Source organism: Bacillus sp. FSL K6-1145, assembly GCF_038003425.1.
GTDB classification, from domain to species: Bacteria; Bacillota; Bacilli; order Bacillales; family Bacillaceae; genus Bacillus; species Bacillus pumilus.
The window spans coordinates 1,017,128-1,041,091 of record NZ_JBBOPC010000001.1 but is presented as its reverse complement, the minus strand read 5'-3'; the positions used below and the strand labels follow the sequence as shown (position 1 = coordinate 1,041,091).

At 41.0% G+C, this 23,964-nt stretch carries 26 protein-coding genes; 11 read left to right on the top strand and 15 right to left on the bottom strand.

Features of this window, described 5'->3' with window-relative positions; genetic code table 11:
* Positions 1 to 239: 239 nt before the first annotated feature.
* The gene (locus MHH41_RS05065; protein WP_003211494.1) at positions 240 to 1,529 is read left to right on the top strand and encodes a cation:dicarboxylate symporter family transporter; all 1,290 of its coding nucleotides are present in this window, start codon (positions 240 to 242) and stop codon (positions 1,527 to 1,529) included.
* Positions 1,530 to 1,562: 33 nt separating this feature from the next.
* Here the strand turns inward: MHH41_RS05065 and MHH41_RS05060 are convergent, their stop codons facing one another.
* The 7 genes from MHH41_RS05060 to MHH41_RS05030 form a co-directional block, all read right to left on the bottom strand.
* The gene (locus MHH41_RS05060; protein WP_003212389.1) at positions 1,563 to 2,612 is read right to left on the bottom strand and encodes a M42 family metallopeptidase; all 1,050 of its coding nucleotides are present in this window, start codon (positions 2,610 to 2,612) and stop codon (positions 1,563 to 1,565) included.
* A 118-nt stretch (positions 2,613 to 2,730) separates the two neighbouring features.
* Positions 2,731 to 5,040, bottom strand: coding sequence for a YhgE/Pip domain-containing protein (locus MHH41_RS05055; RefSeq protein ID WP_321999200.1), 2,310 nt, complete (start codon positions 5,038 to 5,040; stop codon positions 2,731 to 2,733).
* 63 nt (positions 5,041 to 5,103) lie between these two features.
* Positions 5,104 to 5,682, bottom strand: coding sequence for a TetR/AcrR family transcriptional regulator (locus MHH41_RS05050; RefSeq protein WP_212046108.1), 579 nt, complete (start codon positions 5,680 to 5,682; stop codon positions 5,104 to 5,106).
* A gap of 174 nt (positions 5,683 to 5,856) precedes the next feature.
* Positions 5,857 to 7,269, bottom strand: a complete 1,413-nt coding sequence (gene hemY / locus MHH41_RS05045; RefSeq protein ID WP_050945386.1) for a protoporphyrinogen oxidase — start codon at positions 7,267 to 7,269, stop codon at positions 5,857 to 5,859.
* A 22-nt stretch (positions 7,270 to 7,291) separates the two neighbouring features.
* Complete coding sequence (gene hemH, locus MHH41_RS05040) at positions 7,292 to 8,230, bottom strand: ferrochelatase (protein ID WP_253622763.1); 939 nt, start codon at positions 8,228 to 8,230, stop codon at positions 7,292 to 7,294.
* A 32-nt stretch (positions 8,231 to 8,262) separates the two neighbouring features.
* Positions 8,263 to 9,321 (bottom strand): uroporphyrinogen decarboxylase, encoded by a 1,059-nt coding sequence (gene hemE, locus MHH41_RS05035; protein WP_003211982.1) that lies wholly within the window; start codon positions 9,319 to 9,321, stop codon positions 8,263 to 8,265.
* A 124-nt stretch (positions 9,322 to 9,445) separates the two neighbouring features.
* Entirely contained in the window at positions 9,446 to 11,581 is a 2,136-nt protein-coding gene (locus tag MHH41_RS05030) for a transglycosylase domain-containing protein (protein WP_340865811.1), read from the bottom strand.
* Positions 11,582 to 11,708: 127 nt separating this feature from the next.
* Between MHH41_RS05030 and MHH41_RS05025 the strand changes: the two genes are divergently transcribed.
* A complete protein-coding gene (locus tag MHH41_RS05025; protein ID WP_050945389.1) occupies positions 11,709 to 12,194 on the top strand; it encodes an antibiotic biosynthesis monooxygenase family protein in 486 nt (161 codons plus the stop codon).
* 64 nt (positions 12,195 to 12,258) lie between these two features.
* Here MHH41_RS05025 and MHH41_RS05020 read toward each other — a convergent pair whose 3' ends face one another.
* Positions 12,259 to 12,546 carry a hypothetical protein gene (locus tag MHH41_RS05020; protein ID WP_223251208.1) on the bottom strand — a complete coding sequence of 96 codons (288 nt, stop codon included), beginning with the start codon at positions 12,544 to 12,546 and terminating at the stop codon, positions 12,259 to 12,261.
* 147 nt (positions 12,547 to 12,693) lie between these two features.
* Here MHH41_RS05020 and MHH41_RS05015 point away from each other — a divergent pair, with 147 nt between their 5' ends.
* Positions 12,694 to 13,881: a M20 family metallopeptidase gene (locus MHH41_RS05015; protein WP_268458965.1), complete on the top strand. Its 1,188-nt coding sequence runs from the start codon at positions 12,694 to 12,696 to the stop codon at positions 13,879 to 13,881.
* 223 nt (positions 13,882 to 14,104) lie between these two features.
* On the opposite strand, the gene MHH41_RS05010 is transcribed toward MHH41_RS05015, so the two are convergent.
* From MHH41_RS05010 to MHH41_RS05000, 3 genes are read right to left on the bottom strand one after another with little or no spacing between them, the layout of a single operon-like run.
* Entirely contained in the window at positions 14,105 to 14,812 is a 708-nt protein-coding gene (locus tag MHH41_RS05010) for an EcsC family protein (protein ID WP_050945391.1), read from the bottom strand.
* A 53-nt stretch (positions 14,813 to 14,865) separates the two neighbouring features.
* Entirely contained in the window at positions 14,866 to 16,086 is a 1,221-nt protein-coding gene (locus MHH41_RS05005) for an ABC transporter permease (RefSeq protein ID WP_050945392.1), read from the bottom strand.
* Entirely contained in the window at positions 16,079 to 16,819 is a 741-nt protein-coding gene (locus tag MHH41_RS05000) for an ABC transporter ATP-binding protein (RefSeq protein ID WP_003212171.1), read from the bottom strand. The genes MHH41_RS05005 and MHH41_RS05000 overlap by 8 nt, the downstream gene beginning before the upstream one ends.
* A gap of 487 nt (positions 16,820 to 17,306) precedes the next feature.
* Between MHH41_RS05000 and MHH41_RS04995 the strand changes: the two genes are divergently transcribed.
* From MHH41_RS04995 to MHH41_RS04985, 3 genes are all read left to right on the top strand, one after another.
* Positions 17,307 to 17,735 carry an HIT family protein gene (locus tag MHH41_RS04995; RefSeq protein WP_003212458.1) on the top strand — a complete coding sequence of 143 codons (429 nt, stop codon included), beginning with the start codon at positions 17,307 to 17,309 and terminating at the stop codon, positions 17,733 to 17,735.
* A 159-nt stretch (positions 17,736 to 17,894) separates the two neighbouring features.
* On the top strand, positions 17,895 to 18,974 hold the full coding sequence (gene serC / locus MHH41_RS04990; protein WP_003210828.1) for a 3-phosphoserine/phosphohydroxythreonine transaminase: 1,080 nt from the start codon (positions 17,895 to 17,897) through the stop codon (positions 18,972 to 18,974).
* A 125-nt stretch (positions 18,975 to 19,099) separates the two neighbouring features.
* Positions 19,100 to 19,618: a tryptophan transporter gene (locus tag MHH41_RS04985; RefSeq protein WP_003212065.1), complete on the top strand. Its 519-nt coding sequence runs from the start codon at positions 19,100 to 19,102 to the stop codon at positions 19,616 to 19,618.
* A 49-nt stretch (positions 19,619 to 19,667) separates the two neighbouring features.
* Here the strand turns inward: MHH41_RS04985 and MHH41_RS04980 are convergent, their stop codons facing one another.
* Entirely contained in the window at positions 19,668 to 19,859 is a 192-nt protein-coding gene (locus tag MHH41_RS04980) for a hypothetical protein (protein ID WP_003211362.1), read from the bottom strand.
* Positions 19,860 to 19,987: 128 nt separating this feature from the next.
* On the opposite strand from MHH41_RS04980, the gene MHH41_RS04975 reads away from it, so the two are divergent.
* The gene (locus MHH41_RS04975; protein ID WP_007497160.1) at positions 19,988 to 20,344 is read left to right on the top strand and encodes a YtxH domain-containing protein; all 357 of its coding nucleotides are present in this window, start codon (positions 19,988 to 19,990) and stop codon (positions 20,342 to 20,344) included.
* A 187-nt stretch (positions 20,345 to 20,531) separates the two neighbouring features.
* Positions 20,532 to 21,155, top strand: coding sequence for an HTH-type transcriptional regulator Hpr (locus MHH41_RS04970; RefSeq protein ID WP_251191027.1), 624 nt, complete (start codon positions 20,532 to 20,534; stop codon positions 21,153 to 21,155).
* On the opposite strand, the gene MHH41_RS04965 is transcribed toward MHH41_RS04970, so the two are convergent.
* Positions 21,130 to 21,477, bottom strand: coding sequence for a YhaI family protein (locus MHH41_RS04965; protein ID WP_050945394.1), 348 nt, complete (start codon positions 21,475 to 21,477; stop codon positions 21,130 to 21,132). The genes MHH41_RS04970 and MHH41_RS04965 overlap by 26 nt on opposite strands.
* Positions 21,478 to 21,710: 233 nt before the next feature.
* Here MHH41_RS04965 and MHH41_RS04960 point away from each other — a divergent pair, with 233 nt between their 5' ends.
* Together MHH41_RS04960 and MHH41_RS04955 are read left to right on the top strand one after the other, a co-directional pair.
* A complete protein-coding gene (locus MHH41_RS04960; RefSeq protein ID WP_003210901.1) occupies positions 21,711 to 22,229 on the top strand; it encodes a DUF3267 domain-containing protein in 519 nt (172 codons plus the stop codon).
* Positions 22,230 to 22,311: 82 nt separating this feature from the next.
* The gene (locus MHH41_RS04955) at positions 22,312 to 22,497 is read left to right on the top strand and encodes a hypothetical protein (RefSeq protein ID WP_072368131.1); all 186 of its coding nucleotides are present in this window, start codon (positions 22,312 to 22,314) and stop codon (positions 22,495 to 22,497) included.
* Between the two features lie 53 nt (positions 22,498 to 22,550).
* Here the strand turns inward: MHH41_RS04955 and MHH41_RS04950 are convergent, their stop codons facing one another.
* Positions 22,551 to 22,640 (bottom strand): YjcZ family sporulation protein, encoded by a 90-nt coding sequence (locus tag MHH41_RS04950; RefSeq protein ID WP_017360317.1) that lies wholly within the window; start codon positions 22,638 to 22,640, stop codon positions 22,551 to 22,553.
* A 146-nt stretch (positions 22,641 to 22,786) separates the two neighbouring features.
* Positions 22,787 to 22,873, bottom strand: a complete 87-nt coding sequence (locus MHH41_RS04945; protein WP_008361129.1) for a YjcZ family sporulation protein — start codon at positions 22,871 to 22,873, stop codon at positions 22,787 to 22,789.
* A 161-nt stretch (positions 22,874 to 23,034) separates the two neighbouring features.
* On the opposite strand from MHH41_RS04945, the gene MHH41_RS04940 reads away from it, so the two are divergent.
* Positions 23,035 to 23,919 (top strand): peptidylprolyl isomerase, encoded by an 885-nt coding sequence (locus MHH41_RS04940; RefSeq protein WP_003211354.1) that lies wholly within the window; start codon positions 23,035 to 23,037, stop codon positions 23,917 to 23,919.
* The last annotated feature ends 45 nt before the right edge of the window (positions 23,920 to 23,964 follow it).

Genomic DNA, 23,964 nt, shown 5'->3' with positions numbered 1-23,964 from the left:
TTGTCCTAAAAGGGTTTTTTAGTATTTTCATCTGATGAGTTTTAGTTCCGAAGGCACTTTTTATTGACTTGAATCAATAATGGAGGTTCTAAATGTTCATTTTTTCAAACAATTTTGTATTTTCTTAATATAATTTAATCGTGGACGAAACTCTTTAATTTTAGTTATACTTTAATTCATATATTAAAACTTAATATGATGGGAATATTCCTTTAATGAATATGTTAGGGAGGAAATCTATGAAAAAATTAAAATTTGGATTAGCGACACAAATCCTAATCGGTCTTATTCTCGGTGTCGTTGTTGGGGCAATCTTTTTCGGTAACCCAGGCGTTGAGACTTATTTAAAACCAATTGGAGACTTCTTCTTAAGACTCATTAAGATGATTGTTATACCAATTGTCGTATCTAGCTTAATTTTAGGAGTTGCAGGTGCCGGTGATGGTAAAAAGGTAGGGAAGCTTGGTTTTAGAACCATTCTTTATTTTGAAATTATCACAACATTTGCGATTATCCTTGGTCTTGTGCTTGCTAACTTTGTTCAACCTGGTGCAGGCGTTGACTTTGGAAATACGGAAAAACAAGATATTAGCCAGTATGTTGAAACGGAAAAAGAGCAAAGCAGCAAATCAGTTGCTGATACGTTCCTTCATATCGTTCCAACGAACTTCTTCCAATCATTGGCGGAAGGTGATTTGCTTGCGATTATTTTCTTCACTGTGCTATTTGCTCTTGGCGTTTCTGCCATTGGTGAACGCGGCAAACCAGTGCTCGCCTTCTTTGAAGGTGTATCACACGCCATGTTCCATGTCGTCAATGTTGTGATGAAAGCTGCACCATTTGGTGTCTTCGCACTCATTGGCGTGACTGTATCAAAATTTGGTCTTGAATCTCTTATTTCATTAGGTAAGCTTGTAGGTCTTGTTTATTTTGCGCTCGCTCTCTTCCTTATCGTTGTATTCGGAATTATTGGAAAGATGATTGGCGTCAATATTTTCAGATTTCTTGCTTACATGAAAGACGAAATGCTTCTTGCCTTTAGTACATCAAGCTCTGAAACAGTTTTACCAAGAGTCATGGATAAAATGGAGCGCATTGGATGTCCGAAGGGAATTGTTTCTTTTGTTATCCCAATCGGTTATACGTTTAACCTGGACGGCTCCGTCTTGTATCAAGCGATTGCTGCGCTTTTCCTTGCACAGGTATATGGCATTGACCTCACGATCGTCCAGCAGCTCACACTTGTTCTTGTGCTGATGGTGACATCTAAAGGAATGGCTGCCGTTCCTGGTACGTCCTTTGTTGTATTACTCGCCACATTAGGAACGATTGGTGTTCCTGCTGAAGGTCTTGCATTTATTGCAGGTGTGGATCGTATCATGGATATGGCGCGAACAGTTGTTAACTTAACAGGAAATGCACTTGCAGCTGTTGTGATGTCTAAATGGGAAGGGCAATATGACCCTGAAAAAGGACATCGCGTGATGACTGGACAAGATGTACCTGAACCGACACAGCTTTCAAGCTAATGAAAAAGAACCCCGATAAATGGGGTTCTTTTTTTATACTGTGATTAAGGATGATTGCACGTAGTGATAAAGAAGATTCGCTGTATGGACAAGGGAATCTTCATGCGTTCGTTCAAAAGCATGCGAGGAATCGATCCCCGGACCAATCAGTCCATGAATGATATCATGCCCTGCTCGAATCGCTGCTGATGCATCAGAGCCGTAATAAGGGTAAATATCTAAACGGTAATCTATGTTGTTCTCTTCTGCTAATGCAGCTAAATGCTTGCGTAATCCATAATGATAAGGACCGCTTGAGTCCTTCACACAAATAGACACGCTATATTCATCTGTTGATTGACCATCGCCGATCGCTCCCATATCGACAGCAAGATATTCCACCGTTTCTTCGGGAATATTGGAGTTACCTCCGTAGCCAATCTCTTCATTATTGGAAATTAAGAAGTGCGTCGTATGCGGCAGTGTGATATTTTCCTTTTGAATGCGGTGGATGAGTCGTAGCAAAAGCGCTACACTTGCCTTGTCATCAAGGTGTCTTGATTTAATAAAACCTGATGACGTCACTTCCACTCTAGGATCAAATGAGATAAAGTCCCCTACTTGAATCCCAAGTGCTTTGACATCGTCTGCATTTTTCACCTTTTCATCGAGACGAATCTCCATATTTTCTTGGTTTCGTTTTGCTTTTCCTGCATCCGCATAGACATGAACGGACGTTTGATGCATAAGAATAGTACCTGTGTATGTATGACCTGTTGCTGTTTCAATTTCACAATATTCGCCTTCAATTGAGTTATATTGAAAGCCTCCAATGAGTGCAAGACGAAGCCGTCCATTTGATTTAATTTCCTTTACCATTGCACCGAGCGTATCGACATGTGCTGTCAGCATGCGGTGTTCCTTGTCATCAGTTCCTTTAATAGTAGCAATTAAGCCGCCCTTACGATTTCGTTTTGTCTCAATATTTACATCTTGTAAAAAGCGTTCAACAAAGCCGATCACCTTTTCTGTATTCCCTGACGGACTTGGGATCGATACGAGCTTTTGAATTAGCTGAACGGTTTCGTTTACTTCAGTAGTCATTCGGCATTTCCTCCTTTGTGTGAAAGCAATTCCTTCCATTAAAATATATCGCTTCGGGTTCAAGATGTCTAATTTCAAATCAAAAATCCTTCCTCTATCAAGAGAAAGGATTCATTGATTAAGCTTCGTCTTGTTTCATTTTTCTTACGTTCCAAGCAAAGTATGCAGTTGTTGCCGCCATCATGATGATCGCAACTGTACCGAGAATCGCTGCTTGGTGCCATAAATAGCTGTCATCACCGCTTGCAATGATCGTTCTAAATCCATTGATTGTATACGTCATTGGAAGCAGACTATGAATGACTTGGAAGAACTTCGGCACAAGCTCAAGCGGGAATGTACCAGCACTTGCTGCGAGCTGAAGAACTAAGATAATGACGGCAATGAAGCGTCCTGGGTTCCCCATTGTTGTTGCTAGCAGCTGAATAATCGCTAAGAATGTCAGACTGACGACGATCGCAAAGAGATAGAAGCGCCAGAGGCTTTCCACCTCAAGACCAAGCCCAAAGATGAGCATCGTACTTGCAATGACTGCTTGAAGGATACCGACAAGTAGAAGCACGCTATATTTGCTGACAAACCATTCAAACGCATTTCTAGGGCGGCCAGCAGGGTCTTTCATTGGGAATACGACGGTGAGCATTAGAGCCCCAACAAAGAGTCCCATGGATAAAATATAAGGCGTGAGCCCTGTTCCATAATTATCAATCTTCTTCGCTGTATCATTTTCTGTTTTAACTGGGCTAGCAATCATATTGTAATTGTCTTGCCCCGCATCAATTTCTCCTGTTTCATCAGCGGCGCTTTTCAATTTATTGGACAGCTTACCTGTACCGCTCTTTAAATCTCCCAATCCTTTATCAAGCGATTTTGAGCCTTCGGCAAGCTTAGATGTATTGCTTTGGATATTTGTTGAACCACTTTCCAGCTTATTTAACGCTGCGCTCAGCTGGCTTGATCCATTCGCAAGCTTATCCGCACCGCTTTTCGCTGTATCAAGCTTTCCATTTGCTGTTTGCAGGCCATCTTGTAATTGGCCTTGACCTGTTTGAAGCTTCAGTGCACCTTGATACAATTTATTCGTACCAGACGTCATTTGGTCGATCGCATTTTGTATCGCAACTGTAGATGTGTACAGCTGTTCTGTTTTCTCTGGCAGCTGTTTGACTTGCTGCAGCTGCGCTTTTGCAGATGTAACTGCTTGTTGAACCTCACTTGCATCAGGCAGTTCCTGCAAGGCCGCTAAGCTTTGTTCGAGTCCAGACAGATCAGGCAGTTCGATTTTAGGCAGACTGTCAAGCTGATCCATTGCCGCCTTTTTCTCTTCATCTGTCATGGAGCTGTTCTGGATAATGCTTTTTACATTAGCATCTCGATTTGATAGTGCTTCTTTTAATGAAGCAAGTTTTGTACTGAACGTTTTTGCGTCTTCTTTCACCTGATCGAGTTTAGGCGCCATCTTCTCTAAATTCGCTAATTCTGGTGACGACAAGACTTTTTCTACTGCTGCAATTTTTTCCGAAAAGGATTGGGCTTTGTTGTTTAGCTGCTCAATGCCTGCTGTGAATTGCGGCATTTTAGAAGCGAGCTGCTGATGTCCTTCTCGGCTTGTGTTTAATCCTTCGGTTAATGTATCAATTCCTGTACCAAGCTCTCCAAATTTCTGATCAATGGTTTGATAGCCTGTTAGGAGCTGACCAAGCCCACTGTCTAGAGACTGTATGCCTGTGTTCAGTTCACCCATTTTCCCTGCGAACTGATGAACACCTTCGCTATAGGTTAACGTACCTTCAGCCAATTTGGCTAAGTTGTCTTTTAATTTCGTACTGCCATCTTTTGCGCTTTTTGTTCCGTCATCAATTTTCTTCGCGCCATCGCTTGCTTGATCTAATCCTTTTGCAATCGTTTTGAAGTTATCAAAGATGACCTCGGCGTAATTTTTTGTGACTTCTTTTGAAACCGAATCTTTTAATTTGATAATGGCATTATTCGCAATTTGTGACGCCGCATAGTTGGCGCCTGGATTCGTATAATATTTCAGATTCGATTTTTTCGGATGTTTATCTAGCACTGTACTTGCATTTTTCGAGAAATTCTTTGGTATTTCCACCACGAGGTAATAGTCCTCGTTATTTAATCCTTTTATAGCCTTTTCATGACTATCGACAAAGTTCCATTTGAAATTATCGTTTTTCTTTAATTCCTTTACTAAATCATCGCCGACTTGAAGGGTTTTCCCGTCATAATGACTGCCTTCATCCAAGTTGACAACCGCTACAGGCAATTGATCAACTGTACCATAAGGGTCCCAGTATGCTTTTAAAAATACACCACTGTAAATCAGCGGAATAAATAAGACAGCTAAAATCGGGATCAGTAGTTTTTTGCTCGTTACAATGTCCTTCCATTGATTCCGAATTAAATTCATTGCTGTTTTCCTCCCATAGATGAATGACTAAATATAAAATTTGGTCATTTGAACTCAAAAAAATTATGTTGTTGCAGATAGTCCTTTTAAGACATAAAGCTCCAGCGATTCGGCTACCTCTTCTTTTGTTAAAGGCTCGTATCGCTTTTCCCAATCAAAAATCAGTGCAATATATAGTTTCACCATCACAAATGCAGTCAATTCAGGATCACAAGGCTTAATGTCGCCTTTATCCATCGCTTCTTGCACTTTCATTTTGATATAGCGAATGATCATCTGCTCCATTTTTTCGATCATTTCCTTGACCGCTGACGTGCCAAGCTCTGCATTTTCCTGAAAAATCTTAATTGTGAGCTGGTGGTTTTTTCGAAATTCTAAAATTGCAAAGAGTGCTAAGTGAAGGTTTTCAGAGAAACTATTCTTCTCATCAATTGCCTCATCCGCAATTTTCCTCATCTCTAGTAAAAGGGATGTGAAAATTTCATCAAACAACTCTTCTTTGTTTTTGAAAAATGTATAAATGGTTCCTTTTCCGACGTTGGCAAGCTTTGCCACAAGGTCCATTGTGGTCGCTTTATACCCGAATTGAGTAAATGCTTTCGTCGCACCCTCTAAAATCATTTGTCTCCTATCAACACTCATGTTCTCACTCCCGAAATGACTATTTGAACGTTTTGGTCATTAAGTACAGAAAGTAATATACCATATCCTTTTCCCCAGATGCAACAACTTTGTTCACATTTATGATTCCCAACTCTTTTTGAATGATTCGAACATGAAAAACTCCCTTTCCATGACAGAAAAGGGAGTTGTTTTTTATGAAAATAGATACGATACAGCCTCTGAGATGGCGGCTTTTCCTTGATCAATACAATCAGGGATTCCAACACCTTCAAATGCAGCACCTGTGATATAAACACCAGGATATGATTGCTTAAACGTTTCTCGCATGTTCGAAATAGCTTTCTGATGACCGACGTGATATTGCGGCATACTTGTCTTCCAGCGAGTCACTGTCGTCAATTCTGGATCTGCTTTAATATCCATGATTTTCTTTAAATCTTCTAGCACGATGCTGACGATTTGACTGTCTGACTGCTCGACAATCGATTCGTCACCAGCTTTTCCGACATACGCACGCAATAGCGTTTTTCCTTTCGGAGCGGTATGCGGCCACTTTTTGTTTGTCCACGTACAGGCCGTAATAGAGAAATCACTGTTTCTTGAGATAACAAAACCAGTGCCGTCATATTCATTATGAACATCCTCTTCTTTAAAACCGAGTGCTACTGTTGCAACAGAAGTAGAGGTCATGTCATGCAAATACTCTAGCCCTGCTTCTTTAGGAAACATGGAATAAATCGATTGATGCGGCGTCGTGACAATGGCTGAATCGGCAAAAAGCGTTTGACCGCTGTCTAATTGCAAGCCATAGCCTCCATCCGTTTTTTCAATCTGTTTTACTTTTGTCCCTTTATACACCTTTGTCAGCTTGAGCTTACTTTCTACTGCTTCCACAAGCGACTGCAACCCTTGATTGATCGTTTGGAACTGTCCTTGTTTTTTCGCAGTCACCTGCTGCGCTTTCGCATGCTGCTGTGATTTTTTCATCCCAAGAATCAAACTGCGATGCTGCTGTTCTGTTTGATAAAATTGCGGGAAGGTGGACATTAAGCTCAGGCGGTCAATATCCCCTGCATAAATGCCTGATAGAAGCGGTTCAATTAAATTCTCAACGACCTCATCACCCACACGTCTTCTAAAAAATTCACCAAGCGACTGATCTTCGGTCTGCTTGCTTTTTGGCAACACGAAATCCATCGCCGCTCTTGCTTTTCCCGCAACTGAAAAAAGACCAGTTGTAATAAATGGGCTGATTTGAGTTGGAATGCCCATAACAGCACCCTTTGGCATCGGGTGAAGCTTTTCATTGACCAGTACATACGCTTGCCCAGTTTCATTATTGACGAGCTGATCGGACAGACCGACATCTTTCGCAAGCTGCGGCCCACTGACCTTTCTTTCTAAAAATGAATCAGGTCCACGTTCAATGATGTAGCCGTCTTTATATAATGTTTGTATTTTTCCACCTAGCCTAGGGCTCGCTTCAATAAGTGATATTTGAATCGGAAGACCTTTTTCTTCGACTTCCTTTTCCAAATAGAAGGCGGCGGCTAAACCAGTGATGCCACCGCCAATGATGACAAGGTGTTTTTGATTGTCATGCATAGGATCGCCTTCTTTTATATGATTACTTGCTTTCGTCAAGCTTCTTTAATACGACTGTTGCCAGAGCATCAATAAATGCTGGTTTCGCATTTGGCATTTCTGGACGATAGTAGGCTGCACCAATTTCATCTGTCACGACTTTACATTCATAATCGTTGTCGTATAACACTTCAAGATGATCAGCGACAAAACCAACAGGCACATACACGAATGTTTGATAGCCTTTTTGTTCAAATAAGTCCCGCGTTAAGTCTTGTACGTCTGGTCCAAGCCATGGATCCGGCGTATTGCCTTCACTTTGCCAGCCAATTTCATAGTGTTCAATTCCCGCACCTTCTGCAATCATTTTGGCAGATTGTGCGAGCTGATCAGGATATGGATCTCCTGCTGCAATAATTTTTTCAGGAAGGCTGTGTGCAGACACAATAAGTACCGCGGAATCTCTTTCCTCTTGACTCATTGATGCATACGTATCCTTCACTTGCTTCACCCAATAGTCCACAAACTTCGGCTCATCGTACCAGCTTTCAACAGACGTAATCTGTAGATTGCCAAGCTTGTCTGCCTCATCTTGTGCACGTTTGTTATATGATTTCACACTAAAGGTAGAGAAATGCGGCGCTAAAACGATACTCACAGCTTCTGTCATGCCGTCCCTGTGCATGTCAGCAACTGCATCCTCGATGAAAGGCTCGATATGTTTTAAGCCAATGTACACATGAAATTCAATGTCGTCTTGAATGTCATTCAAGTGATCACACAAACCATGTGCCTGCTGCTCTGTAATTTTTGATAAAGGAGAAATACCGCCGATTGCCTTGTAGCGATCCTTTAAATCTTGCAGCATTTCCGGCTCCGGCTTTCTGCCTCTACGAATATGTGTATAATAACGCTCAATGTCTTCTTCTTTATATGGGGTGCCATATGCCATGACAAGAAGCCCCATTTTCTTTTTCTCCACAACCAACACTCCTTCAGATCTATTGAAATAGTTTAGATGGATGATTTTTTATGTGTAGCTGAATAGTCGTGAATAAAATCGGTCAGCTTCTTTAACGTATCTGGTGAAACATCTGGAAATACCCCATGACCTAGGTTAAAGATGAAGTGATCTGATTTCATCCCTTGATCTAATATGTCTTTTGCTCTTTCTTCAATGACTTCCCAAGGAGAAAGTAAGATCGTTGGATCAAGATTTCCTTGTAACGTTTTTGTGAGCCCTTCTTTTCGCGCTTCGTCTACACTCATACGCCAATCAAGTCCAACGACGTCTAGCGGCAGGTCATGCCAATCTTTCACGAGATGGCTTGCACCAACTCCGTACATGATCATTGGTACATTTTCACTCTTCAACTCTGTGAAAATTCGCTGCATGACAGGTTTAATGAATGTCCGGTAGTCTGCTGCATTTAAAGCGCCCACCCATGAGTCGAAGATTTGAAACGCACTGACCCCTGCTTTTACCTGCGCGCGTATGTACGTGATCGTCATATCAGCTAATTTGTTCATGAGCAGCATCCATGTCTCAGGCTCACTGTACATGAGCGCTTTTGTTTTATGATAGTTTTTAGATGGACCGCCTTCAATCATATAGCTAGCCATCGTAAATGGTGCACCAGCAAAACCGATGAGCGGTACATTCAGCTGCTCCTTCGTTAAAAGCTGAATGGTGTCAAGCACATATGGCAGGTCTTCTTCAGGATGAAGTTCCCCAAGACGTTCGATATCTGCTTTTGTCCGAATCGGTGAATCAATGACAGGTCCAATGCCATTTTTAATTTCAACGTCCACTCCAATAGCTGGAAGCGGGGTCATAATATCTTTATATAAAATCGCGGCATCTACACCATATTGTTCTACAGGAAGTCGTGTTACATAAGCACATAGCTCTGGCTGATGCGTAATTTCAAATAGCCCGTACTTTTCTTTAAGGGCACGATATTCAGGCTGTGAGCGTCCTGCCTGCCTCATATACCAAACTGGTACATGGTCTGTTTTTTCCCCTTTGCACGCCTTTAAGAACGTGTCATTAAAAGCCTTCGTTTTTCCCATTACCTTTCATTCCACCTTTCGCCTTACACTCTCTTTGTATAAGGCTCAAACACTGCTTTTACTATACCGCTTTTTCAAGGCACGGTATACTAAACCGGCTCATTGTTCAAAAAATCGCCGAATATTAACGTCCAAAAGCCTCTGGCTTGACATATGGACTGCCTTCTCCTTCTTCTTGCGTTTGGGTATTATATGGAACCACCTTATACTCCGCATCTGAAAACACATTGGCATACGGCATTGTGTAGCTGCCTACGCCTGTCACTGAATCGATCAGCGTCTCGTTCCCATTCCTCTTTTCATAAATACGGTATTCAACCCGTTTATCCTCTTGCTTCTCCCAAGACAGCTCTAATGTAAACAATCCTTTGATTTTAAACGCATAGCGGGCTTCAAATCCTGATAGTCCCTCTAAATGAATTGGCGCTTGAAGTTCTTTAATCCCCTCTGGTTTTTTAAACGTTTCATTCGTTATTTGGGCTGCCGTTAAAATATCCTTAAACAGCTGCACTGGGTATTGACTTCCGCCAGTTAAATAGTGACTGTTATCGGTTTTGTCATACCCCATCCAAATCGCACCCGTTGTACTTGGCGTATAGCCGGCAAACCAAGCATCTTTTGTTGCACCCTTCACACCTGAATATGTGGTTGTGCCAGTTTTACCAGCTAAATCTCCAGCATATGAACCGCTTTGGGCTGTTCCGCCTTTGACGACTTGCTGCAGCATTCTTGTCATATTCCAAGCATTCTGCACGCTAAACACTCGTTCTGGCTTACTGCGATTTTTCTTTACCGTTTCTCCTTCATCATTGGTGATTTTCTGAATGAAGAAAGGCTTTTGATATACGCCTTCGTTTGCAAATGTGTGGAAAGCTCCTGCGATTTGAAGTGGAGAAACCCCTTTTTCTAAACCGCCAAGCGCCATGGCAAGTCCTTGATCCGAAATATCGATTCCCATTTTCTCGAGATATGTTTTTGAAGTATCAATACCTAGCTGGCTTAATGTCCACACCGCTGCTGTATTCTTACTTTTCATGAGGGCCTCCACCATCGTGACCTTGCCTTCATACTGTCCATCGTAATTCTTTGGTGAATAACCGTCATAGCTTTTTTCTTCGTCTTCAAGCAGGGAATAAGGTCGGAATTTTTTCTCCTGCAGCGCAGGTCCATATACCGCGATTGGCTTGAAAACAGATCCAGGCTGTCTAACAGCGGTCACCCTGTTATAACCCCTCGCTTGATATTCTCGTCCTCCAATTGCTGCTTTTACTCCGCCTGACTCATTATCAATAAAGATGGCACTGCTTTCAGGAGAACCGCTTTTTCCCGGGAAATAACGGTTGTTTTTCATCGCATCGTAGGTGACCTTTTGCAGATTCATATCAATCGGAACTGTTATGGTATAACCACCTTGAAGCAATTGTTCATGTGAAATGGCATACTCTGATTCTGCTTCCTTAATGATAAGATCGACATAGCTATCGACCCAAGGCGTTTCTGATTTCTTTTTTAAATGAATGCCTAGTGTTCTCCCTTTTGCTTCTACTGTTTCTGTTGATGATAAATATCCTTGCTCATTCATTAAGTTAAGAATCGTGTCCCGTCTTTGTTTATTTTTATCAGGGTGTAAAACAGGCGAGTAAGTAGACGGCGCCTTTGGCATCGCAGCGAGTGTAGCCCCTTCGCTGACCGTTAAATCTTTCACATCTTTACTAAAGTAATAATTGGCTGCTGCTTGGATACCGTAGACGCCATGACCGAAGTAAAGCTGATTCAAATACATTTCAAGCAGCTTATCCTTTGAATAATCTCTTTCTAAATTAATTGCAATGATGACTTCTTTTGTTTTTCGCAGAAAGGTTTTGTCATTTGTGAGAAAAATATTTTTTGCGAGCTGCTGAGTAATTGTACTGCCGCCCTCTACCTTTCCACCTGCTAATATATCTCGATAAACCGCCCTTGAAATTGACTGCGCATCAATTCCATGATGCTCATAAAACCGCTTGTCCTCGACAGACACAAAGGCTTTTGCTACTTTATCAGGTACATCCTTTATTGACACAGGGTCCCGATTTTCTGAATACATACTTGTGAGTTCTTTTCCATTCCGATCAATGATTTGGGATGAAGCGTGAAATACAAGCTTCTTTTCATCTATGACATAATGTCCTAAAAATAAAATGGTCAGATAGCCAATAAATGAGAGTACGATTGTACTTCCTGCAATGACTAATGGAATGATTATCTTCTTTTTCTTCAAATTAGGTCACCTCATTCCTTTATACGGATAGTATGGGATGTATTGCTTCATAATATGTTTTATGGATTGACTACCAAAGAATTATATATCATTCTTTTGTTATACTATCAAGCGGGAGGCGGTTTAGATGAATGTCTATATAACCTATGGAACAGCAGATTTCTTGCATAAAATCGCAAAGAAACACGATCAGGAAAATCTGCTTTATATGGTAGGAAAAGAACAAGCAGCTCTTTTCCATGAGACGGAGGGCGAGACTGTTTTTAAAGCCCCTCATGCCTATGATGTGATCTATGCGAAAGGTGAGCTAGTCCAACCTGGCTTCGTCACCTTGAATCATATCCCTGTGAAGCTTGAAAGCAGAGCACTGTTTGAATCTACTTTTCAGAAGAAGACGAACATTTCAGAACATCAGCGGGGCTTCCAGGCTCTTCGTGTTTTAAGACCGAAAAAAGATGAAGAAGTGTATTTGATTATGACACTCTGGGCATCAGAGGACTTATTTGAAGACTTTCAAGAATCAGAAGCATTCTTTCAGCCAAACGATGATACTGGCTCCATCTTCTCTCGTCCTGCTTATCTCACATCCTATCATGCCGTTACAGACAATTAATGAAGTGCTGCTTTCAGCACTTCATTTTTTTATGAAAAAAAGCCCAATCGCTGGGCTCTTCATTTTATCGTCGTGATGTCAGCTCGTACCGATGAATGATCGGCTGAAGTACATAGAAATTCAATAGGATCCATCCTAATAAGATCGGCCACTTCAGCATAGGTGAAGCCCCTTTCAATTGAATGAGCATCACCAATAGCGGAATCAAACAGATCATGAAAAAAATCATTTTTGATACAAAGGTTTCTTTGATTTGATGCCGACAGCTTGGACACATCATCATTTTCGTATGTGATAAATGAAACTTTTCAACGAAAGAAAACGCTTTTGAACAATTTGGACAGCTTCCCAATACAATTCCTCCCTTTCTCCGCTTCATAGCACCTTCGACTTTTATGTAAAATGGCCTTTTGATGCGCATACGACATTCTCTTCTGTTGAAAGATTCTAACAATTACCATACAATCAGTAAAAGAGCATGAAGGAGGTTTTCAAGTCAATGACAATATCCACTTTACAAAAAAGCATCAATGAACGTCTTGATGAACATTATGAGGAAATGGTTGAAATTAGACGCCATCTCCACATGAATCCTGAACTTTCTTTCCAGGAAGAAGAAACAGCCGCTTTCATCGCCAGCTACTATGACAGATTACATATACCAACACGTACACAGGTGGGCGGCCATGGTGTACTCGCCTTTATCGAAGGAGCTTCTTCGGGCCCGACGATTGCCCTCAGGGCTGATTTCGATGCGCTTCCTATCCATGATGAAAAGGAAGTGCCTTACAAATCGACAAAGCCCGGTGTGATGCATGCCTGCGGGCACGATGGGCACACAGCGACACTACTTGTCTTAGCGAAAATTTTGAATGAGCACCGTGATCAATTAAAAGGGAAAATCGTCCTCATTCATCAGCATGCAGAAGAATATGCGCCAGGCGGTGCAAAACCAATGATCGAAGACGGCTGCTTAGACGGTGTCGATGTCATATTCGGGACGCATCTTTGGTCTCCAGAGCCTTGTGGCACGGTTCTTTATAAAAGCGGAAACTTTATGGCAGCTGCCGACCGCTTCTCTATCCGAGTTCAGGGGAAAGGCGGACACGGCGCCCAGCCTCACTTAACGAAAGATGCTGTACTTATCGGTTCACAAATCGTCACAAACTTGCAGCAAGTCGTTGCCCGTAAAGTCAATCCAGTTGATTCTGCTGTTGTATCTGTTGGAGGTTTTGTAGCAGAGAATGCTTTTAACGTCATTGCAGATTCTGCAGTTTTGACTGGTACTGCACGGTCCTTTGAAGAAAGTGCACGACACACCATCGAACGAGAAATTGAACAGGTCGTAAAAGGGGTGTGCGACATGCATGATGCCGGCTACACATATGAATATGTGAGAGGATATCCTGCTGTCAAAAATCATCCAAAGCCAACTGAATTTATTGCTGACATCGCAAAACAAACAGATGGTGTCACAGAAGTAAAAGAAGCGGAAACCCAAATGGGCGGAGAAGATTTTGCTTACTACCTTGAGCATGTCCCTGGTACCTTCTTTTACACAGGCGCCATGCCGGAAAACAGTGAAGACGCGTATCCCCATCACCACCCGAAGTTTGATATCAACGAAAAAGCAATGCCTATCGCAGCAAAGGTACTCGCCCGTGCTGTCCTTTCCTATGATGAATAAAAAAAATGCCGCTGGAAAACAGCGGCTCTAGATTAAAGACAAAGGGTTTTAGCCCTTTGTCTTCTTTTCATTCTTTTCAGTGTGATAGAAAACCTTTGCAGTCTAGGAAGGGCGAGCACTGGCGCGGAGCGAATTGAACATTCGTGAGCACCAAGCGCGCAGACCTGACAACGAATGCGAGGGTTTGTCTACACGCTGAAGCCGCTGGCAAACAGCGGCTTTTCTATTTCATTTCTTTCAACACCCGTAAGTGAAACACATGACGAGCGACATCTCCGAGCTGTCCTGTCAGATGATGATTTGCCACACCGCCAACAGCGGCTCCGACAATCGGCATTAATTGAAACAGCTTCACTAGGTCAATGTAATCTCGATACTCCTGCTGAAAGCTGTACCAATCCATTTTCTCACGGCTCGTTTCCCAATCATCTATGATACTCATCATTTTTTGACGATGCGCACTGCCGGAAAAGGCAAGTTGAAATATACAGAGCAAAAAGAGTCTTTCCTCTTTTTGAGACAAATCAAAGCCATAAATACATGCCAGTTCATAAAGACATTTCATCTTGATGCTAAGCAACAGCGGAAAGTCTGCCATACCGAGCAAAATACCACCTGCACCTGTTCCAATTCCTTCGATCGCAGCTGCTTTTTGATAGTACTTCACTTTCTCCTTTGCCAGTTCATTTCGCTCAATGATGGATAATTGCTCATCAATGACCGAAAATGAAGTGAAGTGAGATCCTGATACGGTGGATTCAACCATTGTTTTGACCGCACTTGTGATGACTTGATGAAACCTGGCAGGGATTCGGCGGTTCACCTGCTGCTGAACTCCTTTTGAAAACCGTTCGATCTTTGAAGGTCTTCTTAAAAATCGTGTTTGAAAAAGAATGGCTTCTTCATATAACTCCCGTTCAGCTGCATTCATCCGGTCCCCTCCTTGATGTCATCATACGCTCGCTGTCAGAAACATATCTCTGCTTATCGCATCTTTTTTAATCGACTGAGTACGTAAGGCTTGAAGAGAACAAGCACAAATGCCAGTGAAATCAGAAGGGCAAGTCCACTTCCCTGCCATCCTCCTGCCGGTAGTACTGAACAGCTCAGCAATATCGATTGGATGATGAGCACGTTACGGACGAGAACAAAAAAGCTCCGATCCTTTTCTTGCTGAGCAACAGGATAAAGTGCCTGTAATGAAAGATGGGCAAAGTGCTTCGTTAACGGCACAAGCTGGACACCTGTGATGAACACGGTGAACAAGACAAGCAGCGCGCCCACCCAGCCTGCTGCACCTGTATACAAAATAATCAGCACAAACACGGCAGTTAGCCTAAAAACGAGACCAAAATAGTCATTTGAGCGTACAAACGCCCTCACATACATATAAGAAAAAGTTTTACGCTGGTCATACGGAACAAACTGTAAAAGCCAGTCCATATAAGCTCTTCTTTTCACCTGTTTCTTTAAATGAGGCACATCTGTAAATAAATTGGCCAAACGATAAAAACGCTGTTTTCGTTTTAATTCGTCAGAAATATGCAATTCCCATTGAAAAGGCTGCTTTTTGACTGCATTGGTTAAGTAAACGAGATAGGCACCATAGATGAGATAAAAAACGATTGCGATTGCATAAGATGCCTGTAAAACGGTATAGATTAAAATCATATTCAATAGAAAACGAAGGAATGCATCAAGCCATCTCATCTGTTTTCCTTGAAAATACGTCATTCTCCATTGAATCGCTGTATTCAGACCCTTGATCAAAATCATTTGCGCCAATATAAGCACATACATCTTGATGCCGCCTGAAGACACCGCCGAATAAAGCGGAAGTGCAACAATAGATACGGCAATGAGAGGAAACAGCTGAGAAATGAAGCTAAAGTTAAAAGCTTGTTTTAAATAAGGCTCCATCTTCCCTTCCAAAGGAAGCAAAAACACGAGATCTGCTTCTTTGATCAACGTCCGCACGTAAGAGCTTGTCAGCACCAATGAGAAAACAACTGCCATGACCCAGTAGGAAGGAAAATGAGCTGGAATTTGTTTGAGCCAGTTACTATACCAGCTCGCTCCGCCTGCAAGGAAAAAAATGAGCACAATGACAAGATGATCATTGAACATGTATTTTAAATATTTTCTTGTATCTTGTATGTGTTCCGCTAACCGGGATTTCCAAATGCTTTGCGTCGTTTTACTCATAGCTTTCTTCCTTTGTTAATTCCAAATAAAGATCATCGAGTGTCGCATCTCTCATATTGAACTGTTCTCTCAGCTCTGTCAGTGTTCCTTTCGCTCTAATTTCCCCTTCGTGCAAAATAATAAAGGAATCACAATAGCGTTCAGCTGTCGCCAAGATATGCGTTGACATCAGGACACTAGCGCCGTTTTTCTTTGCAGCATTCATCCGTTCAAGCAGTGCATTAATCGCAAGAGGATCAAGCCCTAAGAACGGTTCATCGATGATATACAGTTCCGGTTCAACAAGAAACGCACACATAATCATGACCTTCTGCTTCATTCCTTTTGAAAAATGAGCAGGGAACCATTTCAAACGTTTCTCCATTCGAAATTCTTTCAGCAATGACGGCAGACGCTCATCTAATTGTTCCTTTGACAGTCCGTAAGCCATCGCTGTCAGCTCTAAATGCTCTTTTAAAGTTAATTCTTCATATAATACAGGTGTTTCTGGAATAAACGTAAATTGCGAACGATACGCCTCTTGATCATCTTGAAGGGTTCGTCCATTCAATTCAATAACACCTTTATGCGGTTTCATGAGTCCGATGATATGGCGAATGGTTGTGCTTTTCCCCGCCCCGTTTAAGCCGATGAGACCGACGATTTGATTTCTTTCTAATTCAAATGAGATATTTTTTAGAACGGGATTCTTCGTATATCCACCCGTTACATCTTTTACAGTGAGAAGGGACATGAATTCGTTCCTTTCTTTCGTTTTTCCTTTATAGTAACAAAAACGAAAGGTAATTTGAAATGTTTACCTATAGACAAGTCAAGAATAAAAAATAGGCATCTTGGTCATCATAATGTATGTAGAAGAAATGAACTTGATGACCAATAAGTAAATGAGGTGTTTGTTAAAGGCAAAGAACCGCATGACAAGTTGGTTTTTCATCTAAAAACCTTAGCTTCTGTTTTGCTTCACTGATTCTTGATTTTTGTGTCCTATACAATATGTATACGACAAACCAAAACGTCAAATGAGGTGTTTACGGCAGAAATAGCAGGCATATGAATTCTTTATTTCAGTAAATAGAGAATTCAAAAGGCATATCGAATGAAAGCATCAGCATTTCTTCTGCAGGAGCAGGATGAGCGACCAAAGGAGTTCGCTTGTCCTGTTTTCTTTTTTGCTCATTTTTGTGATACGATGAAGGAAAATGAATGAGGAGTGACATGACGTGAGCGATTGTATTTTTTGCAAGATCATTGATGGAGACATTCCATGTGCAAAAGTATATGAAGACGAGCATGTATTGGCTTTTCTAGATATTAGCCAAGTAACAAAAGGGCATACCCTTGTAATCCCAAAAATACATAAAGAAAACATCTACGAAATGACACCAGAAGTGTCTAATCACTACTTCCAAGCGATTCCGAAAATTGCAAGAGCCATCAAACAGGAATTTGAACCTATTGGATTAAACCTTTTAAACAACAACGGCGAAAAAGCCGGACAATCTGTGTTCCATTACCATATGCATATCATTCCGCGCTACGGCAAAGGCGATGGCTTTGGTGCCGTATGGAAATCACATCAAGATCAATACACGTCAGAGGATTTAAAAGAGATTTCTTCTGCCATCCACACGCGCCTTACCTCATCTTAATAGATGAGGTTTTTCTCATTTCCACCCCTTTTTATCCCCTTCATTTCTTAATAGTAAGATATTTAAAACGATTCAAATTTTTTGTCCAATTGCTTCAAATTTGTGATAGGATGGTTTTATCTTTTGATCCATTAACGCGAGAAATAGGGAGAGATTGTGATGAAGCGAACGACGAATTTTAATGCTGGTCCGGCGGCACTGCCGCTAGAAGTGCTTGAAAAAGCACAGGAAGAACTTGTTGATTTTAAACAAACTGGGATGTCTGTGATGGAGCTGTCTCATCGCAGCGGTGAATATGAAGAAGTCCACAATAAGGCAAAAGCACTGTTGGTGGAACTGATGGACATTCCTGAAGATTACGAAGTCCTCTTTTTACAGGGCGGAGCTAGCCTTCAATTTGCGATGATTCCGATGAACTTCTTACATGAAGGCGAAACGGCTCATTTCATTCAAACTGGCGCTTGGTCAGAAAAAGCATTATCAGAAGCAAAAGGGTTTGGTGAAACATCTGTGTTTGCTTCAAGTGAAGACGACAACTACTCGTATATTCCAGAAGTAGATGCCTCCGGTTTAACAGATGGCGCTTACTTACACATCACATCAAACAATACGATCTTCGGCACTCAGTGGAAAACGTTCCCTGGTACATCATTACCGCTCATTGCGGATATGTCCAGTGATATTCTCAGCAAAAAAATCGATGTTTCTCAATTTGATCTCATTTATGCTGGGGCACAAAAAAACTTAGGGCCTTCTGGTATCACGATTGTGATCGCGCGCAAACGTTTATTAGAAAAAGAGAAAAGCAGCACACCGAAAATATTAAAATATTCAACACACGCAAAAGCTGGCTCTCTTTATCACACACCACCGACTTTTGCGATTTATATGCTGTCTCTTGTCCTTGAGCATGTTAAACAGGCTGGCGGCGTAGAAGCAGCGGAAAAACGCAATGAACAAAAAGCAGGCATTCTCTATGACACAATTGATCAAAGCGGCGGTTTTTACAAAGGACACGCACGCACTGACAGCCGTTCGCATATGAATGTCACATTTACCCTTCGTGATGATGCGCTCACTGCTTCCTTTGTAGAGAAAGCAAAGCAGGAACAAATGGTTGGACTTGCCGGCCACCGTTCTGTCGGTGGATGCAGAGCATCTATTTACAATGCGGTATCGATTGAAGACTGCCAAAAGCTTGCGGACTTTATGAAAAAGTTCCAGCAAGAAAATGAGTAAAAAAGCTTTTCTATAGAGAAATAAATTTGTTATAATAACGAGAAATATAAAGTGATGACTCTTGCAATAAATGATGAGCCATATTATTGGAGAGTTCTAAGAGCTTAGCAGAGGAGAGCATAGAAATGAAAACAAAAGAATTAGTCATTATGTCATTGCTTGCAGCAATGGGAGCTGTTTTGCATACGATTTTCCCGCCCATCTTTTTCGGAATGAAACCTGATATGATGCTGGTTATGATGTTTTTAAGCATCATCCTTTTCCCAAAGGTACAGCATGTAGTGGTTATTGCCCTCGTAACAGGCGCCATTTCTGCATTAACAACAGGTTTCCCAGGCGGACAAATTCCGAATATGATTGATAAACCAGTAACAGCTTTTATCTTCTTAGCCCTTTTCTTATCTTGCATGAAGATAAAGAACAAAGTAGTGCTAACCGCTGTGTTAACTGCGATTGGAACCATCGTATCCGGCGTGATTTTCCTATCTGCCGCATTACTGATCACTGGACTGCCAGCTGCATTACCGGCACTTCTTGTAGGCGTCGTCCTGCCAGCAGCCGTGATTAATACCATTGCCATGGTATTTGTCTTCCCAATTGCTCAGTCCATTCTCAGACGTGCAAGAATGATAGAAGTTGCTTAACAAATAATCGAACCTCTTCATAATAGATGAAGAGGTTTTTTTCATACTTTTATAAAAGAAAAAGGGTCAGCAGCAAAATGAGGAGCGAAATTCCTGCACCTGCCGCACACACAAGTGCTTTTTGCTTTAATACATGTTTTGGCGGATAAGACCCTGCATATCCCAGCTGTCTTGCATAATGAATAGAACCACCTGTAAAAACGACACCGATACACGTAAAAACGAACAGAAAGACAGACAACCTTCTCCCCTCCCTTTTCTTCAAAAGTATGCTAAAATAAAGCAAGCTATGTATGGAAGTTCAATGAAGCTGATCGTCAGCTCAGAGAGAACATGCGAATGTGTAAAATTTGACTAGAGGTGATTTGAATGGCTAGTGGACGTTCTTTATTAACAGGATTATTTGTAGGCGGTCTCCTCGGAGGTGCGGCAGTGCTCCTGACGACTCCCTCTTCTGGCAGAGATGTGCGCGGAAAGATGAAAGATGGCTATGACAAATTCGAAGATACGCTGACAAGATTAAAAAGAGATGGACAGGCTTTAAAAGAGCAAATTGTTGAAACAGCAAAAGAAAGCGCAGAGGTCATTAAAGAAGTCGGAACTGAATTACAAACATCGATTCAGCAATGGCGTGAAGAAATCAAGCCTCACCAGCAGGACTTGCAAAAGGAAATTCAGGAAATTGAGGAAAAGCTCAAGCAACTGGAGAAAACCTTACAAAACTAATATACTCAAGAAAAAATATTCGTTTACAAAAGTGTGCGGGGTGCGTATCCCGCACTTTTTTTGTTGAAAAAAGGTTATTTTGTCAATGTTTTTCATGAGTTTTAAAAATTCTTGAATTTTCAGCTTTATTAATCTTTATTTTATTGGCATAATAGAATTACAAGAAAAAGAGAAGTAGGTGAAATGGATGAATCATTCGGAAAAGCCTTTCGATGTAAAAGAAGCACTTTTATTCAGTCAAAGAATGGCCCAATTGAGCAAAGCTCTTTGGAAATCCATTGAAAAGGACTGGCAGCAGTGGATCAAACCGTATAACCTAAATATCAATGAACATCATATTTTGTGGATTGCGTATCAATTAAAAGGAGCTTCAATATCAGAAATTGCAAAGTTTGGCGTCATGCATGTATCAACGGCGTTTAACTTCTCCAAGAAACTCGAGGAACGAGGATTTTTAAAATTTTCTAAAAAGTTAAACGATAAACGCAATACGTATATTGAGCTAACGCCAAAAGGCGAAGAGACATTCCATAAACTACTCGAAGATTATGACCCGGCACGAACTGGTATTGTCAAAGGCGCACAGCCGCTTCATGACATTTACGGAAAGTTCCCTGAGATTTTAGAAATGATGTGTATTATCCGAAACATCTATGGTGAGGACTTCATGGAGATTTTTGAGAAATCGTTTTCAAACATTGAGAAGGACTTTTTGGATGAGCGAGGAAAAGTCACGAAAAAACCTGAGGAACTTGAAGACTCAACTGATGCAGCAGAAAAAGCGGCTAATAAAGCAAATCAAATTGTTTAATGATCTTTATAAATTCATTCATTAACGGCTGAAACAGCCCTTGATCACGCAATGCAAATATCGTCTCATGCACATCCAGCTTTTCAATTAACTGTCCTGCAAAAAGCGCAAGCATATCGTCAAACATGACGTAGCCTTGTGCTTTTTGCTTGTCCATTTCCTCTGAAAGCTCAGCACAAATACGCTCAATTTCCTGCGCCTCTTCCTTCGATACCCGCTGCCTGATCAATAATGCATAATATGGATAACGGCTCATATCGGTCGCCGTCAGCAAAAGTTCCATATAATATTCGAGCTGGCTCATTCGTTCCTCAATACTCATGTACGTTCCCTCTTTCTCTTAGTCTTTCTATTCTAGCCGAAATTACTCATTGACGAAAGAGACGAACCTCCCTCTTCTGTCTTTTTTTCTTGAAAAATCCAAAGTTTCCTCTCTTTATTCCATGTGAACACAACATTTTATTTTTTTTCATGAAAACCATTGATTTTTATCCTCAGGAAGAGTAAATTATCTTGAGATATTCAATTAGTTTTTTAAGATTGGAAGGATGAAAAATGAATTGTTGGAAAACCATTAATCTTGAAAAGGATTATGGTTATACAAGACTGCTGATTTCAGCCATAAGTCTTGCTATACTTTTTTTCATTACGGCTTTTTTATGTTTTCAACTGACTCATCCTGAAACGAGACTAAGCAGTCACAACGCACCGCTTTTTGCGATGCTTTTACTTGTGACATTGCTTGTCCACCGCGTGGTTCACTTGATCCCAGTGATGAAAAACAAGAAAAAAATGACGCTATTTAAACGCAATTGCTGGCAGCGTGTACCAAAGAACATCATGCTTTATTCACTTCTCAGTCCATTTTGTGTGATTTCACCGGTTTACTTTGTGTTAGGTGTGGCGTTTCCTATGTATGCACACTATTTTATCATCATCGCAAGTATTCATGCAGGCTATTGTTTGCCTGACTTTTTATTTGCATGGAAACTGCTCAAAGCACCTAAATCCTGCATCATCGATCAAGCCCAAGACGAGTTTGATATTTTAGTTGACCAAACATCCTCATCATGAGGTTTTTAAAGCCAACTTCTATCTTTTTCATAAAAAATTTGGTAATGTAGTATGGGAATAGCATAGAGAGGGGGGATCTCCGATAGTTTTATTTTACTTCATCGTCTTTGCCGCGTTTATTGTGTATTCAATAAACAGGCTTACTAATACATTATGCCTTGTCAGAGAGATTCCTGAAGAACGGCAAGATAAGGTGTTTCGCTTTATCAATGTATCGATACTGATCTTACTGATCTCATCATTTGTTGAAATTACCATATCTATTTAAGATCAAAGCAAAAGCTGCCAGTTTGAGGGCAGCTTTTTGTGTATATTCATTAATTAGCAAATCCAAGATGCACCGATAATGATCAATAAGATGAATAACACGACGACTAGTGCAAAACCGCCAGCGAAGACTTCTCCTCCCATGTAAAAAACACCTCCTGCCAGTTCTTCCTCTGTTCTAAGCTCAGTGTATGCTATAAAATTGAAAACGTTTAGGCACCTGTCATCGTTTGAAAAAAGAACCGCCCGCACGCATGGCAGGACGGCTCCTTTCTGTCACAGCGATTTAATTAATAAAGATATGCTGCACCAACGATGATCAGCAAAATGAATAGCACGACCAATAAAGCAAACCCATTAGAATATCCTGCTCCCATATAATTCAGCCTCCTTTTTGTGATCACTATATGTGTATGTAGCGCGCAAATTTTTGACTAGACGAATGCCCTCCCATTTGCATTTCTTTTTACAGCGTGTCACAATATGTTATGATACAAGCAATGATAAATAAATTGGAAAGATTAGGAGTGTTTTTTGAATGAAAAAAATGGCTTTAGCAGCTGTAACAGCAGTTAGTGTTTTAACTCTTGGCGCATGCAGTAGCGGTGATAAAGATGTCATCGCAACAACAAAATCAGGAGATGTCACAAAAGAAGAGCTTTATACGACTCTTAAGAAACAAGCAGGTGGAGATGCTTTAAATCTACTTGTTCAACAAAAGGTTCTTGCTGACAAATACAAAGTATCTGATAAAGAAATTGATAAGAAAATGGAAGAATATAAAAAGACACTTGGTGAAGATCGTTTAAAACAACTTCAAGATGAATTCGGAAAAGATTACATCAAAGATCAAGTGAAATATGAGCTGCTGACTCAAAAGGCTGCCAAAGCTAACATCAAAATCACTGATAAAGAAGTAAAAGCGTATTACGATGACCTAAAAGGGAAAATCCGCGCAAGCCACATTTTAGTAGCTGATAAGAAAACAGCTGACGAAGTGGAAAAGAAATTAGATAAAGGTGAAAAATGGGATGCTGTTGTGTCTGAATATTCAACTGATACCGCTTCAGCTGCACAAGGCGGCGATGTAGGCTGGTTCGCAAAAGAAGGTCAAATGGACGAGAACTTCAGTAAAGCTGCATTCAAACTAAAAGTGAATGAAATCAGCAAACCAGTGAAATCACAATTCGGCTACCATATCATTAAAAAGACCGAAGAACGCGGTAAATACGATGACATGAAAGCAGACTTGAAAAAAGAACTACTTAATCAAAAACAAGCAGACACAAATGAAATCCAAACGATCTTAAACAAATTGGTGAAAGATGCCGATGTGAAAGTAAAAGATAAAGAACTTGAAAACACATTCAAAGAAAAGTCTCAACAACCCGCACAAAATCAACAACCACAACAAAACCAATAATCACAAAAAATCCCTCTGCCGTGATCGGGCAGAGGGATTTTTATA

Bases quoted from the DNA above. Each gene is read 5' to 3' on its own strand.
- MHH41_RS05065 (WP_003211494.1), top strand. From the start codon at position 240: ATGAAAAAATTAAAATTTGGATTAGCGACACAAATCCTAATCGGTCTT.
- MHH41_RS05060 (WP_003212389.1), bottom strand. From the start codon at position 2,612: ATGACTACTGAAGTAAACGAAACCGTTCAGCTAATTCAAAAGCTCGTA.
- MHH41_RS05055 (WP_321999200.1), bottom strand. From the start codon at position 5,040: ATGAATTTAATTCGGAATCAATGGAAGGACATTGTAACGAGCAAAAAA.
- MHH41_RS05050 (WP_212046108.1), bottom strand. From the start codon at position 5,682: ATGAGTGTTGATAGGAGACAAATGATTTTAGAGGGTGCGACGAAAGCA.
- hemY (WP_050945386.1), bottom strand. From the start codon at position 7,269: ATGCATGACAATCAAAAACACCTTGTCATCATTGGCGGTGGCATCACT.
- hemE (WP_003211982.1), bottom strand. From the start codon at position 9,321: ATGGGAAAAACGAAGGCTTTTAATGACACGTTCTTAAAGGCGTGCAAA.
- MHH41_RS05025 (WP_050945389.1), top strand. From the start codon at position 11,709: ATGAATGTCTATATAACCTATGGAACAGCAGATTTCTTGCATAAAATC.
- MHH41_RS05015 (WP_268458965.1), top strand. From the start codon at position 12,694: ATGACAATATCCACTTTACAAAAAAGCATCAATGAACGTCTTGATGAA.
- MHH41_RS05010 (WP_050945391.1), bottom strand. From the start codon at position 14,812: ATGAATGCAGCTGAACGGGAGTTATATGAAGAAGCCATTCTTTTTCAA.
- MHH41_RS05005 (WP_050945392.1), bottom strand. From the start codon at position 16,086: ATGAGTAAAACGACGCAAAGCATTTGGAAATCCCGGTTAGCGGAACAC.
- MHH41_RS05000 (WP_003212171.1), bottom strand. From the start codon at position 16,819: ATGTCCCTTCTCACTGTAAAAGATGTAACGGGTGGATATACGAAGAAT.
- serC (WP_003210828.1), top strand. From the start codon at position 17,895: ATGAAGCGAACGACGAATTTTAATGCTGGTCCGGCGGCACTGCCGCTA.
- MHH41_RS04985 (WP_003212065.1), top strand. From the start codon at position 19,100: ATGAAAACAAAAGAATTAGTCATTATGTCATTGCTTGCAGCAATGGGA.
- MHH41_RS04975 (WP_007497160.1), top strand. From the start codon at position 19,988: ATGGCTAGTGGACGTTCTTTATTAACAGGATTATTTGTAGGCGGTCTC.
- MHH41_RS04970 (WP_251191027.1), top strand. From the start codon at position 20,532: ATGAATCATTCGGAAAAGCCTTTCGATGTAAAAGAAGCACTTTTATTC.
- MHH41_RS04965 (WP_050945394.1), bottom strand. From the start codon at position 21,477: ATGAGTATTGAGGAACGAATGAGCCAGCTCGAATATTATATGGAACTT.
- MHH41_RS04960 (WP_003210901.1), top strand. From the start codon at position 21,711: ATGAATTGTTGGAAAACCATTAATCTTGAAAAGGATTATGGTTATACA.
- MHH41_RS04950 (WP_017360317.1), bottom strand. From the start codon at position 22,640: ATGGGAGGAGAAGTCTTCGCTGGCGGTTTTGCACTAGTCGTCGTGTTA.
- MHH41_RS04945 (WP_008361129.1), bottom strand. From the start codon at position 22,873: ATGGGAGCAGGATATTCTAATGGGTTTGCTTTATTGGTCGTGCTATTC.
- MHH41_RS04940 (WP_003211354.1), top strand. From the start codon at position 23,035: ATGAAAAAAATGGCTTTAGCAGCTGTAACAGCAGTTAGTGTTTTAACT.